Genomic DNA, 12918 nt, shown 5'->3' with positions numbered 1-12918 from the left:
TCGCGGGGCGTCCCGGTCCACGTCGACGTACCTCACGATCACGCCGGCTACGGAGAACCCAACGTCCGGGCCCAGCACGATCTTCGAAACCCCAACTAGTTGGGGTGCCCACAGCAACGAGTGCGTCGCAGCATCGATGGCATGAGTACTACGGAAAGTAACAAAGACACCGTCCGCGACCTGATCGACGGGCTGTTCACGAAAGGCGACCCCGGCGCGGTCGACACCTACCTCGCCGAGGACTTCGTCAACCACGACCCACCGTTCGGGGTCACGCCGGACCGCGACGGGATGCGGGTCGCCGGCGCGATGATGCGGGCGGCGTTCCCGGACTGGCACAGCGAGCTCCACGAACTGGTTGCCGAGGGCGACATCGTGGTGGAGCGGTTCACGGCGTCCGGCACGCACCGTGGCGAGGTGATGGGGGTCGCCCCCACCGGCAGGACCGTCAGGCTGCCCGGGATCAACATCTTCCGGGTGCGCGACGGCCTGGTCCGCGAGCGCTGGGGGAGACTCGACGAGCTCGGGTTCCTCCGGCAACTGGGCGTCGTACCGGATCAGTCGTAGCATCACGATCATGGGGGCGGCGGATCGCCTGGAAGTGCTGATCCAGCGGTGCTACGCGGGGCTGGACGCCGATCAGCTGCGGTCCGAGGTGCTGATCCGGCTGAAGCGGCTGATGACGGTCGACGCGGCCTTCTTCGCGACGGTCGATCCGGCCACGGTCCTGTTCACCTCGGCGAGCGCGGACGAGCCGCTCGGCGAGGTGACCGAGCAGTTCCTGTGGAACGAGTTCGGGCAGGACGACGTGAACAAGTTCACCGCCCTCGCGGCCGCGCCGGACCCGGTGAACTCGCTCGGCCACGCCACCAAGGGGGAGTGGCCGAGCAGCGCCCGGTACGTCCAGGTGATGCGACCGCTCGGTCTCGGCGACGAGCTCCGGGCAGCGCTGAGGTCCAACGGGCGCTGCTGGGGTGTCATCTGCCTGCACCGGGAGAACGCGGCGGCCGGCTTCTCGGAGCAGGAACTCCAGCTCGTACGTCGCCTCGGGCCGCATCTCGCTGAAGGTCTGCGCCGGAGCCTCCTGGCCGGGCGGGTCGACGACAGCGAGGTGGGGCCGGGGGTCGTGGTCCTCGATGCGTCGCACCGCTTGGCGTCGATGAGCGCGGAGGCCGAGCACTGGATGACGGAGCTGGAACCGACACGAGCCGCCGAGATCCCGGTCGCCGTGCGAGCCGTGGCGGCGCAGCTCACCCGTGTCCATGAGCTGCCGGCACCTCCGGCGCTCAAGGTGCGGACGCGGTCCGGCCGGTGGCTCGCGCTGCATGCATCGACCCTCCAGGGAGCCGACGGCCGGCGGACCGCGGTAGTGATCGAGCCGGCCACGGCCGCACAGCTCGGGTCGTTCCTACTCGATCTGCACGGGCTGACCCCAGCTCAGCAGCGGGTCACCGAGCTGCTGCTGAAGGGCTACTCGACCCGGCAGATCGTCGAGCAGCTGTGTCTGTCCCCGCACACGGTGCAGGAACACGTCCGGGCGGCGTTCGACAAAGTGGGCGTCGGCAGTCGCCGTGAGCTGGTGACCGCCCTGCTCACAGGGTCCGCATCACCCGGATGATGCGGCGGCGGAGCCAGACCCGGCGGGTGCCGTCGGGGTAGCGGCGGAGGCGGGCCAGCTCCCAGCCGCCGTACTCGGCGTGCTCGGTCAGCAACCGGCGGACCGCACCGCGCGACTCCGTCCTGGACACCTCGAACTGCTGCAGTTCGTATTCGGCCATCCGCACCTCCAGTCCTGCCTACGACACGTCCTCCAGCGCTGCGACGATCGCGGGCGGGAGGGTGAGCTCCTCCACACCCAGGACCGACTTCAGCTGCATCGCCGTCCGGGCCCCGACGATCGCCGCCGACACGCCCGGCCGGTCCCGCACCCAGGTGAGTGCCACCTCGAGCGGTGTCCAGCCGAGCCCGTCGGCGGCTCGCGCGACTGCCTCCACGATGCCCGACCCGCGGCCGTCCAGGTAGGGGTCGACGAATCTGGACAGATGCTGGGACGCCGCCCGGGAGTCCGCCGGGATCCCGGTGCGGTACTTGCCAGTCAACACACCTCGGCCAAGCGGCGACCAGGCCAGGATCCCGATGCCCAGCCCGCCGGCCGCCCGGATCGCGTCCGCCTCGGCGTCCCGGGCGAGCAGCGAGTACTCCACCTGGTTCGACACCGGGACCGCGCGACCGGGCCAGGCCTGCTGCCAGGTGACCGCGCGGGCCGACTTCCAGCCCGCGTAGTTCGAAACGCCGACATACCGCACCTTGCCCGAGCTGACCGCATGGTCGAGCGCCGACAGCGTCTCCTCCAGCGGTACGTCGTCCGACCAGGTGTGCAGCTGCCAGAGGTCGAGGTGGTCGACGTTCAGCCGGCGCAGCGAGCCCTCCAGGTCGCGCAGCAGGGCGCCGCGGGAGGTGTCGGTGATCCGCTCGCCGCGGCGGACGCTGAATCCGGCCTTGGTCGCGATCACCAGGTCGTCGCGGTCCACCACGTCGCCGAGCAGAGAGCCGATCAGTCGCTCGCTGTCACCGTCGCCGTACGCCGCCGCGGTGTCGATCAGCGTCCCACCGGCCGCGACGAACGCGGCCAGCTGCTCGCGCGCCTCGTGCTCGTCGGTGTCCCGTCCCCAGGACATGGTGCCGAGACCGAGGCGGCTCACCGCCAGTCCACTGTGACCGAGATAGCGCTGCTGCATGAGACCGAGCCTATTGGCCGCCACCGACAACGGCTCGTTAGGCTCGCCTGTCATGCGACTCGGACTCAACATCGGCTTCGTCTTCGGTGGCGACGACCATCTGGATCATCTGAGGCTGGTGAAGGAGGCCGAACGGCTCGGATTCTCGGTCACCTGGGCCGCGGAGGCGTACGGTTCGGACGCCGCCACGCTGCTGGCCTGGATCGCCGCCCAGACCTCGACCATCGACGTCGGCGCCGCGGTGTTCCAGATCCCGGCCCGGACCCCGGCGATGGCCGCGATGACGGCCGCCACCTTGGACCGGCTGTCCAACGGCCGGTTCCGGCTCGGCCTGGGCGTGTCCGGACCGCAGGTGTCCGAGGGCTGGCACGGCGTCCGGTTCGACAAGCCGCTGGCCCGCACCCGGGAATACGTCGCGATCGTGAACGCGGCGATGCGACGTGAGACGGTGGCCTTCGAAGGTGAGCACTTCACGCTGCCGCTGCCCGACGGCCCGGGCAAGGCGCTCAAGCTGTCGATCCACCCGATCCGCGACCACGTGCCGGTGTACCTGGCCGCGGTCGGGCCGAAGAACCTCGAGCTGGCCGGCGAGATCGCCGACGGCTGGCTCGGCATCCTCAACGACCCCGCCTATCTGGGAGAGCAGTTGAAACACATCGCGACGGGCCGCCAGACCTGTCAGAAGGGGCTCGACGACTTCGACGTCGTCGCGTCCGTGCCGGTGATGACCGGTGCCGACCTGCAGGCCGCGGCCGACCCGATCCGCGGGTACGCCGCGCTCTACATCGGCGGCATGGGCAGCCGGGAGAAGAACTTCTACAACGCGCTCGCGGTCCGGATGGGGTACGCCGAGGAGGCCAAGCGGATCCAGGACCTGTACCTGGACAAGCAGCACCGGGACGCGATGGCCGCCGTACCGCACGGGTTCATCGACGGAATCTCGCTGCTCGGCGACAAGGAGCGGATGGCCGAGAAGCTGACCGCGTACGCCGAGGCCGGGGCGACCACGGTCGCGCTGACGCCGTTCGCGCCGACCGTGGACCAGCGGATCGCCGACCTGCGCACCGTCGCCGAGGCGCTCGAGCTCGCCGGAGTGGGTGACTGAGTGTCCATCTGGGAAGCCATCGTCCTCGGCATCGTCGAGGGCCTGACCGAGTTCCTGCCGGTGTCGAGCACCGGGCACCTCACCATCACCTCGAAGATGCTCGGCCAGCAGATCGACGACCCGGCGATCACGGCGTTCACTGCGGTGATCCAGTTCGGTGCGATCGCGGCCGTGGTGCTGTTCATGTGGAAGGACATCCGGACGTACGCCGTCGCGTGGTTCAAGGGACTGCGGCACCCCGAGTACCGGGGTGAGTTCGATCACCGGATGGGCTGGTTCGTGATCATCGGCTCGCTGCCGATCTGCGTCGTCGGGTACCTCGGCCGGAGCATCATCGCCGGCCCGCTGCGGAGCATGTGGTGGGTCGCGGCGTCACTGATCGGCTGGTCGTTCGTGATGGTCGCGGCCGAGCGTCTCAGCAGCAAGAGCCGCCCGCTGACCCGGATCACGCTGATCGACGCGGTCGTGATGGGGGTCATCCAGTGCCTCGCGCTGATCCCCGGGGTGTCGCGCTCCGGCGCCACCATCTCGGCCGGCCTGTTCTGCGGCCTGGACCGGGTCGCGGCGACGAAGATGGCGTTCCTGCTCGGCATCCCGGCCCTCGTCGGCGCGGCGATCTTCGAGCTCCCGCACGCCCTCGACGGCTCGGTCGGGCTGGTCCCGGTCGTGGTCGGCACGGTCGTCAGCTTCGTCGTCGCCTACGCCTCGGTCGCCTGGCTCCTCAAGTTCGTCGCCAAGCACACCATCGAGGTCTTCGCGTTCTACCGAGTCCTCCTCGGCATAGTCATCGTCATCCTGCTCGCCACCAGCACGATCACCGCCACCTGATCCCGCGTGCAAACCGACAGGAGGTGTCCCGCTCGGCGTCCGTCAGGACTTCACCGGCGAGCGTGGCGTCGACCGACCGAGCGCGACACCTCCTGTCGAGTTGCACATCAGAGCCAGCCGACCTTGCGGAAGAAGCGGTACATGGTGAAGCAGACGGCGGCCATCAGCAGGAGTACGGCGTAGTAGCCGTAGTGCCAGCGGAGCTCGGGCATGTTGTCGAAGTTCATCCCGTAGATCCCGGCCACCATGGTCGGGACGGCGGCGATCGCGACCCATGCCGAGATCCGGCGCATGTCGTCGTTCTGCTGGACCGAGACCCGGGCGAGATGTGCGGCCAGGGCCGAGCTGAGCAGGGTGTCGAGCGCCTCGGTCTGGTCGGAGACCCGGCTGACGTGGTCGGCAACGTCGCGGAAGAACGGCGCGGCCTTCGGGCTGATCCCGGGTACGCCGTGGGCGAACTGCTCGATCGGGTCGCGCAGCGGCTGGATCGCGCGGCGCATCTCGAGCACCTCGCGCTTGAGCTTGTAGATCCGCTCGGCGTCGCTGGTGCGCTCGGGGGAGAACACCGAGCTCTCCACCTCGTCGACGTCGACCTCGACCTGGTCGGCGACCTCCTCGTACCCGTCGACGACCGAGTCGCAGACCGCCCAGAGAACGGCGGCCGGGCCGTGGCCGAGCATCGACGCCCGTTCCTCCAGCTGCTGCCGGGTGGTCGCGAGCTCACCGCCCTCGCCGTGCCGGACGGTGACGACGTACCGCGGGCCGACGAAGACGCTGACCTGGCCGGTCTCCACGGCGTCGCCCTCGTCGACGTACCACAGGGTCCGGAGCACGACGACGATCGCGTCGCCGAAGCGCTCGACCTTGGGACGCTGGTGGGCCTTGAGCGCGTCCTCGACGGCCAGCTCGTGCAGGCCGAACAGCCGCTGCACCCGGCGCATCTCCGCGTCCGACGGCTCGTGCAGCCCGACCCACCCGAACGCCGCGCCGTCGTCGTCGATGGCCTGGGCAACAGTCTCGGGATCCTTCGGCAGGTCCTGCCGCTCACCCTCGGCATACACGCCACAGTCCACGATCACGCCACCCATGATGGCAGCAGGGCTTGCCTCGACCGGATAACGTGCAGACCATGCCCACGGTGATTCTGGTCCGGCACGGCCGCAGCGCCGCGAACACGTCCGGCACACTGGCCGGCCGCACGCCGGGGGTGAAGCTGGACGAGACCGGTCTGCAGCAGGCCGAGGCGGTCGCGCAGCGGCTGGCCGAGCTGCCGCTGGCGGCGATCGTCACCTCGCCGCTGGAGCGGTGCAAGCAGACCGCAGTGGCGATCGCGAGACCTCATGCCGAGTTGCGCCCGGCAACGGATCGGCGACTGACCGAGTGTGGGTACGGCGACTGGACCGGGCAGAAGCTGACGGCGCTGATGAAGGACCCGCTGTGGTCGGTCGTGCAGCAGCACCCGTCGGCCGTGACGTTCCCGAACGGGGAGTCGATGCGGGCGATGCAGCAGCGCGCGGTGGACGCCGTACGGGCGCACGACGCGGCGCTGGCGCAGTCGCACGGCGACGACGCGCTGTGGGTTGCGGTGTCGCACGGGGACGTGATCAAGGCGATCGTCGCGGACGCCCTCGCGCAGCACCTGGACACGTTCCAGCGGATCGTCGTGGACACCGCGTCGACCACGATCATCACCTACACCAAGACCCGCCCGTTCCTGGTCCGGCTGAACGACTCCGGCAGCGAGCTCGCCAGTCTGGTCCCGAAGCCGGCCACCGGAAAGCGGACCAGAAAGCAGTCCTCGGACGCGGTGGTCGGCGGACGGTGACGAAGAACCTGCCCGTCAGTCCCGCGCCTACTGCGCGGCACTCGGACTGACGGGCATGTTCTAGGGTCTAGTCATGGCGCGAGTTGTGCATTCCTACGACGACCCGGACCGGTTCGTCGCCGGCACCGTCGGGGAACCCGGTGCGAGGACGTTCTTCCTGCAGGCGCGGGCCGGCACCCGGCTGACGTCGGTGGCCTGTGAGAAGGAACAGGTGATGGCGCTCGCCGAGCGGCTGGACGTCATGCTGGACGAGGTCGCCCGGCGCTTCGACCGCGATCCGGTGGCCCCGGCCGGGGTCGACGACACCGATCCGCTGGAGCAGCCGATCGAGGAGGAGTTCCGGGCCGGGACGATGACGCTGGCCTGGGAGGCGGATGCCGAGCGGGTGGTGATCGAGGTGTTCTCGGTCGTCACCGGCGAGCAGGCCGAGCTGGAGGAGACCGACCCGGTCACGGCCGCGATGGAGTCCGAGGACGCCGAGGTGTTCATCGTCCGGATCAGCGAGGAGCGGGCGCGCGCGTTCGCCCGCCGGGCGGTCGCCCTGGTTGCGTCCGGCCGGCCGAGCTGCCCGTTCTGCGGGCGCCCGATCGACCCGGACGGCCACATCTGCCCGCGCGCCAACGGTTACCGCAGGCACCTACCGGAATGATCGACCTGGACCTGCTCGCCCACGGGGAGCTGTCCCTGCACGGCCGGCTGGTGGCGGCGTCGAACGGCACGTTCCAGGGCTCGGTCAGCCGGGGCGACGACTCCGCGACGGTGGTCTACAAACCGGTCCAGGGGGAGCGGCCGCTGTGGGACTTCCCGGACGGCACGCTGGCCCAGCGTGAGTACGCGTCGTACGTCGTCTCGGAGGCGCTCGGCTGGTCGCTGGTGCCGCCGACGCTGTTGCGGGACGGTCCGCTCGGCGAGGGCATGGTCCAGCTGTGGATCGAGGAGGCCGACCTCGGGCCGGAGGAGACCGAGCTGGTGGACATCGTCCCGCAGGGCCGGGTGCCGGACGGCTGGATCGGCGTCCTCGACGCGCTCGACGGCCGGCACAACCCGGTGACGCTGGTGCACGCGGACAACCAGGCGCTGCGGCGGATGGCGGTGTTCGATGCCGTGGTCAACAATGCCGACCGCAAGGGCGGCCATGTGCTGAACCCCGGGGACGGGCGCGTGTTCGGCGTCGACCACGGAGTCACCTTCAACGCCGACGACAAGCTGCGGACCGTGCTGTGGGGCTGGGCCGGTGAGCCGATCCCGGCCGACATGCTGGACGACGTCCGCGCACTGGCCGACCAGCTCGCCGGCGGCCTCGGGCAGCAGCTGTGCGAGCTCATCACCGCGGTCGAGCTGACCGCGACCCGGGAGCGGTGCGCGATGCTGCTGAAGACCGGTGTGCACCCCTACCCGAGCGACGACTGGCCGGCCGTTCCCTGGCCGGCTTTCTGACCGTTCAGGTACGTGCTGAAGCTGAAGGCGTCGGCTTACCCGACCCGGCGGGCGATCGTGGCTACGGTCGCGCGCGCCGGGTTCGGTGAGCAGGTCGGCCAGCGTCCAGCCGGCGGCGGGCGCCCCCTGCATCCAAGCACCCGGCTGTGCTCGGTCTGGGGCGCTGGGCAGCAAGAAGTCACCCGGCATCGCCGATGGCGGTGCGATTGCGGAACTGTGCACGACCGCGATGAGAACGCGGCCCGCAATATCCTGGCGGCCGGGCAGGCCGCGACTGCCTGTGGAGACGGTGTAGGACCGGACGCGAGTCCGGCAGTCGTCGGCGAAGCAGGAACCCGCCGGAGTGCCGGGTGACGGCACGGAAGGAATCCCCGTCGTTCATGCCCGGGAGGACGTCAAATAAGCTCCTGAGCATGCAGGCGTGGACGAAACCAGACATCCCGGTCGTGCCGGGTCGGGCCCGGCGGCTGCGCCTCTACGACACCGCCTCCGGAGGGCCGGTCGAGGTGCCGCCGGCCGAGGGCGGGGCGGCGCGGATGTACGTGTGCGGGATCACGCCGTATGACGCCACCCACATGGGGCACGCGGCCACGTACGTGACGTTCGACCTGATCAACCGGGTCTGGCGTGACGCCGGGTACGAGGTGCAGTACACGCAGAACATCACCGACGTCGACGATCCGCTGCTCGAGCGGGCGGCCGCGACCGGGGTGGAGTGGACGGACTTGGCCGAGCAGGAGATCCAGCTGTTCCGCGACGACATGACCGCGCTCCGGGTGATCCCGCCGCAGAGCTACGTCGGCGTGGTCGAGTCGATCGACCTGGTCGCCGGCGCGGTCGAGGACCTGCAGCGGGCGGGCGCGGTCTACTCCGTCGACGGCGACCTGTACTTCGCGGTGAAAGCAGATCCGGCCTTCGGCGGCGTGTCCGGGTACGACCGGGAGACCATGCGCGAGCTGTTCGCCGAGCGCGGCGGCGACCCGGACCGCGAGGGCAAGCGGGACCCGTTGGACAGCCTGCTGTGGCGGCACGAGCGACCGGGCGAACCCGCCTGGGACTCGTCCGTCGGCCGCGGCCGGCCGGGCTGGCACGTGGAGTGCTCGGCGATCGCGCTGAAACACCTCGGGATGACATTCGACGTCCAGGGCGGCGGGTCGGACCTGATCTTCCCGCACCACGAGATGTCCGCCAGCGGCGCGCAGGTGGCGACCGGGGAGTACCCGTTCGCCCGGGCCTACGTACACCAGGCGATGGTCGGCCTGGACGGCGAGAAGATGTCGAAGTCCAAGGGCAACCTGGTGCTGGTGTCGAAGGAGCGCCTGGCCGGATCCGACCCGATGGCGATCCGGCTGGCGCTCCTCGCGCACCACTACCGCACGGACTGGTTCTGGACGTCGACCGAGCTGCTGGACGCCCAGGAGCGGCTGGACGTCTGGCGTGGCGCAGTGACCCGCGGCTCGGGACCGGACGGTGCGGCCGCGGTCGACGCCGTCCGTGCCGCGCTCGCGAACGACCTCGACACGGTGGCGGCGCTGTCCGCGATCGACACCTGGGCCGAGACGAACGGCGACGACACCGAGGCGCCGGCGCTGGTCGTTCAGGCCGTTGACGCGCTGCTCGGGGTCAAGCTGGCGGTGTAATGGGCGGCGATCTCGTCGCTCGTGGTCAGCCAGACGTCGGGCTGTGACGCCAGGAACGCCAGTGCCTCGTCCAGGTACTTCGTCCGGAACGCCTGCCCGATCACGAACGGGTGCAGAGCCAACGGCATCACCCGGCCGCCGTGCTCCGACTCGGCGCTGAGAACGGCGTACTGGTCCTTGATCATCTGGACGAACTCGGGGCCGGTGATGCCGCGCTGGAAGATGATCAGGTCGTTCAGTTCGACCGTGTACGGGACGCTGAGCATGCCCGGCACGTTGAGCCGGTAGGGCTGATCGTCGTTGGTCCAGTCCAGCACGTAGCTCAGCCCGAGCTCGGCCAGCAGTTCCGGAGTGTTGTGGGTCTCGGTCAACCCCGGGCCCATCCAGCCCTTCGGCCGGCTGCCGGTGGCGGATTCGATCGTGTCGACGATGTCAATGAGGACTCGGCGTTCCTCGTCCGGCGCGAGGCCGGTGTGCAGCGAGGAGTTGGTCCTGCCGTGGGCCAGCCAGGCCCAGCCGCGGTCCACGCCGGCCGTGATGATCTGCGGGTTGTGCTCGGCCGCCATCGAGTTCAGCAGCACGCTCGCCCGGACGCCGTGGCGGTCGAGGACGTCCATGGTCCGCCAGATGCCGACCCGCGCGCCGTAGTCGCGCCAGCCGTGGTTCAGCGGGTCGGGCTTCAGTTCGAGCGGCCAGATGCTGGTGGACGGCAGGTCGGGCAGGAAGTGCTCGATGTTGAGGCCGACGTAGAAGGCGACCCGCTTGCCGTCGGGCCAGGTCAGCGGCGGGCGTTCGGTGATCGGGCTGTAGTCGAAGAGCGTCATACCGGCACGGTAAAATCTGACATCAGTGTCAGGTTCAAGTCCCGGTGGAGGATCGATGCGGATCGGCGAGCTGGCCCGGCGGACCGGGGTGAGCGAACGGTCGCTGCGGTACTACGAGCAGCACGGCCTGCTGGCGTCGGAGCGGACCCCCGGCGGCCAGCGCGACTACGCCGAGCGCGCCGTCGACCGGGTCATCCTGATCCAGGAGTTGTACGCCGCCGGCCTGCACAGCAAGAAGATCGCCGAGCTGCTCCCGTGCATGCGCGACCCCGACGGCGGCCCGAACGAACGCGCGACCCCCGAGCTGGTGACCGAGCTGACCGCCGAGCGCGATCGGATCGACCGGATGATCGCCGACCTGACGAACTCCCGCGCGGTCCTGGACGACGTGATCTCGGCGGCTGCCCGCGAGCTCTAGTGCTCAGCCGGTCACCGGGTGGTGGGTCTCGACCGGCGTCGGGATCGGCGCGACCGGCGGCTGGTCGAGCGGCGCCGGCAGCGTCGGCTGCGGGGTCGGCTGCGGGGTCGGCGCCGGCTTCGGCTTGCCGGCCGGTGGCGCGCAGGTCGCCGACGCGAGCCGGATCACCTCAGCGCCGTCGCCCAGGTTGATCGTCAGCCCGGTGATCGTGAACGAGCCGTCCGGCCGCTGGGTCCGTTCGTTGACGGTGATCGTGGCCAGCGGGGCGGCCGGGATCGTCACGGACTCCTCGGTGGCCGGTACGGCGACCTTCTGCCCGAGCACCGTGAGCGAGCCGATGTCGACGCCGCCGTCGTCACCGGTGCACCAGACGTTGACGGCATCGATCCCGAGCAGCGAGCTCGGCGGCGTGAGCAGCAGGTTGCACAGCTCCGGCAGGTTCTTGACCGGCAGATCGGCCGTGCTCGGGGCCGGCAGCGGCAGGCCGAGGTCGGGGAGCGGGAGATCGGGAATCGGCAGGTCGTCGGCGCCGGTCGCCGGCAGGCTGGCGCAGGTCTGCTTCAGCTCCGGCGGGACCTCGACCCGGCTGAGGACGTCCGGGCCGACGGTCACGTCGAACAGCTCCACCGACGCCGCGTCGTTCCCGGCCGACACGGTCCCGGCCCGGACCGACAGCAGCGGGTTGTCCGGCAGTTCGAGCGCCGACGAACTACGCCGCTTGCCGTCGAGCGATTCGGCGTACGGCGTCTTCTCGATCGGCACCTGGCCGTCCGCGCTGACGGCGTACGCCGACGACGGCCGGACAGTCGCGTTGCCGACCGGTGAACTGGCGACCAGGCTGAACGCCACCACACCGGTCACCGCGGTGAGAGTCAGCGCGGTCGGCACGAGGTGTCGTCGCATCTCTTCTCCGTTTACTTGCCGTCGATCAGGACGAGGGTTCCGAGGGGAACCTTCTGGAGTTCGGTGAGGGCCTTCTTCGGCACGCGGACGCAGCCGGCGCTGATGGCCGCGCCGAACACGTCGGGGCTCGGCCAGCCGTGGATCGCGACCGTGCCGGGGCCACCGCCGAAGGTGTCCAGGGTCGGGCTGTGGGCGCCGAGCGGCAGGACGACGGGCGAGGCGGATCGCCGGTCGTCGACGATCGAGCCGAGCAGGAAGGTGCGGCCGGGTGGTGTCGGCGTCTTCCGCGCCCCCACGCCCGCCTTCCAGACGCCGAGGCGGCGGCCCTGACGGAACAGCTCGAGGGTCCGCGAGCCGGTGTGCACGCGGATCAGGTACGGCGAGGTGGCCCGGTCGAGGTCTTCGTCCGGCAGCCACCCGGTCGAGCGGTTCGGTTTGGACGGCAGCAGGACTCGGACCCAGCCGTCGGTCTGTTCGACCACGGGCAGCCAGGTCGGACCGAACTGGGTCGGCGCGACCTTGGCGAACGCGTCCGCGTCCGGCGCGGTGTAGACGGCGGTCTCGGTCCGCGGGTGGACGACCACGCCGCCGGTGCCGGCGTACGGCTGCGGGTCGAGCGGTGCGTCGGGGATGGTCGCGTGCGTCGACGAACTCACCAGCGTGGTCAGGTCGACCGCAGGCAGGTCGTCCCGGTTGCCGAGCACACCCACCACCGCGACGGCGCCGAGCACGACGAGCACGGCCAGCGCCCCGACCGAGCCGCCACCCCGCTCGTCCCATCGCGACCTGCGCATCCGCTCCCCGTGGCCTCACCCGGCCGCGAGCGGCCGTCGTCGTCCGGTCGAGAATAGGACGATCGGTGACGTTACGCCACAGTAGAGTGATCGGGCGGCGGTCAGTCCGGGTGGTTCTTGTTCCGGCGCTTCAGGTAGCGCTCGAACTCGGCCGCGATCGCGTCGCCGGAGGCCTCGGGCAGGTCCGCGGTGTCACGCTGCTCCTCCAGGGAGTGCACGTACTCCGCCACCTCCGGGTCCTCCTCACTGAGCTCGTCGGCGCCGCGCTGCCAGGCCCGGGCGAGCTCGGGCAGCTCGCCTTCGGGGATCTGGAGGTCCAGCAGGGCCTCGATCTTGCTCAGCAGCGCGAGGGACGCCTTCGGGCACGGGCTGCCGGCGATGTAGTGCGGGATCGCCGACCAGAGCG

At 70.4% G+C, this 12918-nt stretch carries 17 protein-coding genes; 10 read left to right on the top strand and 7 right to left on the bottom strand.

From position 1 onward, the window contains the following. Positions 1 to 141 precede the first annotated feature (141 nt). Positions 142 to 567 (top strand): ester cyclase, encoded by a 426-nt coding sequence (locus E1218_RS04545; protein ID WP_132316557.1) that lies wholly within the window; start codon positions 142 to 144, stop codon positions 565 to 567. Positions 568 to 577: 10 nt separating this feature from the next. Next, positions 578 to 1618, top strand: a complete 1041-nt coding sequence (locus tag E1218_RS04540; protein WP_132316555.1) for a LuxR C-terminal-related transcriptional regulator — start codon at positions 578 to 580, stop codon at positions 1616 to 1618. Here E1218_RS04540 and E1218_RS04535 read toward each other — a convergent pair. Then, on the bottom strand, positions 1593 to 1778 hold the full coding sequence (locus E1218_RS04535) for a DUF5703 family protein (protein ID WP_130448421.1): 186 nt from the start codon (positions 1776 to 1778) through the stop codon (positions 1593 to 1595). The two genes, E1218_RS04540 and E1218_RS04535, sit on opposite strands and share 26 nt — an antisense overlap. A gap of 18 nt (positions 1779 to 1796) precedes the next feature. After that, on the bottom strand, positions 1797 to 2738 hold the full coding sequence (locus E1218_RS04530; protein WP_132316553.1) for an aldo/keto reductase: 942 nt from the start codon (positions 2736 to 2738) through the stop codon (positions 1797 to 1799). Positions 2739 to 2790: 52 nt separating this feature from the next. On the opposite strand from E1218_RS04530, the gene E1218_RS04525 reads away from it, so the two are divergent. Then, the gene (locus tag E1218_RS04525; RefSeq protein ID WP_132316551.1) at positions 2791 to 3843 is read left to right on the top strand and encodes an LLM class F420-dependent oxidoreductase; all 1053 of its coding nucleotides are present in this window, start codon (positions 2791 to 2793) and stop codon (positions 3841 to 3843) included. Continuing rightward, entirely contained in the window at positions 3844 to 4671 is an 828-nt protein-coding gene (locus E1218_RS04520) for an undecaprenyl-diphosphate phosphatase (RefSeq protein WP_132316549.1), read from the top strand. It begins immediately after the preceding gene. A gap of 107 nt (positions 4672 to 4778) precedes the next feature. On the opposite strand, the gene corA is transcribed toward E1218_RS04520, so the two are convergent. Further along, positions 4779 to 5759: a magnesium/cobalt transporter CorA gene (corA, locus tag E1218_RS04515; RefSeq protein ID WP_132316547.1), complete on the bottom strand. Its 981-nt coding sequence runs from the start codon at positions 5757 to 5759 to the stop codon at positions 4779 to 4781. A 41-nt stretch (positions 5760 to 5800) separates the two neighbouring features. Here corA and E1218_RS04510 point away from each other — a divergent pair, with 41 nt between their 5' ends. The 5 genes from E1218_RS04510 (at position 5801) to mshC (ending at position 9573) form a co-directional block, all read left to right on the top strand. After that, entirely contained in the window at positions 5801 to 6496 is a 696-nt protein-coding gene (locus E1218_RS04510; RefSeq protein WP_132316545.1) for a histidine phosphatase family protein, read from the top strand. Positions 6497 to 6569: 73 nt separating this feature from the next. Next, positions 6570 to 7145 carry a DUF3090 domain-containing protein gene (locus tag E1218_RS04505; protein ID WP_132316543.1) on the top strand — a complete coding sequence of 192 codons (576 nt, stop codon included), beginning with the start codon at positions 6570 to 6572 and terminating at the stop codon, positions 7143 to 7145. After that, positions 7142 to 7933 (top strand): SCO1664 family protein, encoded by a 792-nt coding sequence (locus tag E1218_RS04500; protein WP_132316541.1) that lies wholly within the window; start codon positions 7142 to 7144, stop codon positions 7931 to 7933. Before E1218_RS04505 ends, E1218_RS04500 begins: the two co-directional genes overlap by 4 nt. Before the next feature lie 12 nt (positions 7934 to 7945). Continuing rightward, positions 7946 to 8287, top strand: a complete 342-nt coding sequence (locus E1218_RS38085) for a zinc ribbon domain-containing protein (RefSeq protein WP_132316539.1) — start codon at positions 7946 to 7948, stop codon at positions 8285 to 8287. 59 nt (positions 8288 to 8346) lie between these two features. Further along, on the top strand, positions 8347 to 9573 hold the full coding sequence (gene mshC / locus E1218_RS04490; RefSeq protein WP_132316537.1) for a cysteine--1-D-myo-inosityl 2-amino-2-deoxy-alpha-D-glucopyranoside ligase: 1227 nt from the start codon (positions 8347 to 8349) through the stop codon (positions 9571 to 9573). On the opposite strand, the gene E1218_RS04485 is transcribed toward mshC, so the two are convergent. Next, positions 9531 to 10397 carry a polysaccharide deacetylase family protein gene (locus E1218_RS04485; RefSeq protein WP_132316535.1) on the bottom strand — a complete coding sequence of 289 codons (867 nt, stop codon included), beginning with the start codon at positions 10395 to 10397 and terminating at the stop codon, positions 9531 to 9533. The two genes, mshC and E1218_RS04485, sit on opposite strands and share 43 nt — an antisense overlap. Positions 10398 to 10452: 55 nt before the next feature. On the opposite strand from E1218_RS04485, the gene E1218_RS04480 reads away from it, so the two are divergent. Continuing rightward, positions 10453 to 10815, top strand: coding sequence for a MerR family transcriptional regulator (locus tag E1218_RS04480; RefSeq protein WP_132316533.1), 363 nt, complete (start codon positions 10453 to 10455; stop codon positions 10813 to 10815). A gap of 3 nt (positions 10816 to 10818) precedes the next feature. Here E1218_RS04480 and E1218_RS04475 read toward each other — a convergent pair whose 3' ends face one another. The 3 genes from E1218_RS04475 to E1218_RS04465 form a co-directional block, all read right to left on the bottom strand. After that, positions 10819 to 11718, bottom strand: a complete 900-nt coding sequence (locus E1218_RS04475) for a choice-of-anchor P family protein (protein ID WP_132316531.1) — start codon at positions 11716 to 11718, stop codon at positions 10819 to 10821. Positions 11719 to 11729: 11 nt separating this feature from the next. Then, positions 11730 to 12512, bottom strand: coding sequence for a L,D-transpeptidase (locus E1218_RS04470; protein WP_132316529.1), 783 nt, complete (start codon positions 12510 to 12512; stop codon positions 11730 to 11732). A gap of 101 nt (positions 12513 to 12613) precedes the next feature. Further along, positions 12614 to 12918 (bottom strand): PAC2 family protein (locus E1218_RS04465; protein ID WP_132316527.1); only part of this gene is annotated, 305 nt, incomplete at its 5' end.

This window comes from Kribbella turkmenica, assembly GCF_004348725.1.
Lineage (GTDB): Bacteria > Actinomycetota > Actinomycetes > Propionibacteriales > Kribbellaceae > Kribbella > Kribbella turkmenica.
The sequence above is the reverse complement of the archived record's forward strand: the minus strand, read 5'-3'. Positions and strand labels throughout refer to the sequence as shown.

Bases quoted from the DNA above. Each gene is read 5' to 3' on its own strand.
- E1218_RS04470 (WP_132316529.1), bottom strand. From the start codon at position 12,512: ATGCGCAGGTCGCGATGGGACGAGCGGGGTGGCGGCTCGGTCGGGGCG.
- corA (WP_132316547.1), bottom strand. From the start codon at position 5,759: ATGGGTGGCGTGATCGTGGACTGTGGCGTGTATGCCGAGGGTGAGCGG.
- E1218_RS04525 (WP_132316551.1), top strand. From the start codon at position 2,791: ATGCGACTCGGACTCAACATCGGCTTCGTCTTCGGTGGCGACGACCAT.
- E1218_RS04500 (WP_132316541.1), top strand. From the start codon at position 7,142: ATGATCGACCTGGACCTGCTCGCCCACGGGGAGCTGTCCCTGCACGGC.
- E1218_RS04540 (WP_132316555.1), top strand. From the start codon at position 578: ATGGGGGCGGCGGATCGCCTGGAAGTGCTGATCCAGCGGTGCTACGCG.
- E1218_RS04535 (WP_130448421.1), bottom strand. From the start codon at position 1,778: ATGGCCGAATACGAACTGCAGCAGTTCGAGGTGTCCAGGACGGAGTCG.
- E1218_RS04485 (WP_132316535.1), bottom strand. From the start codon at position 10,397: ATGACGCTCTTCGACTACAGCCCGATCACCGAACGCCCGCCGCTGACC.
- E1218_RS04530 (WP_132316553.1), bottom strand. From the start codon at position 2,738: ATGCAGCAGCGCTATCTCGGTCACAGTGGACTGGCGGTGAGCCGCCTC.
- mshC (WP_132316537.1), top strand. From the start codon at position 8,347: ATGCAGGCGTGGACGAAACCAGACATCCCGGTCGTGCCGGGTCGGGCC.
- E1218_RS04510 (WP_132316545.1), top strand. From the start codon at position 5,801: ATGCCCACGGTGATTCTGGTCCGGCACGGCCGCAGCGCCGCGAACACG.
- E1218_RS04475 (WP_132316531.1), bottom strand. From the start codon at position 11,718: ATGCGACGACACCTCGTGCCGACCGCGCTGACTCTCACCGCGGTGACC.
- E1218_RS04505 (WP_132316543.1), top strand. From the start codon at position 6,570: ATGGCGCGAGTTGTGCATTCCTACGACGACCCGGACCGGTTCGTCGCC.
- E1218_RS04545 (WP_132316557.1), top strand. From the start codon at position 142: ATGAGTACTACGGAAAGTAACAAAGACACCGTCCGCGACCTGATCGAC.
- E1218_RS04480 (WP_132316533.1), top strand. From the start codon at position 10,453: ATGCGGATCGGCGAGCTGGCCCGGCGGACCGGGGTGAGCGAACGGTCG.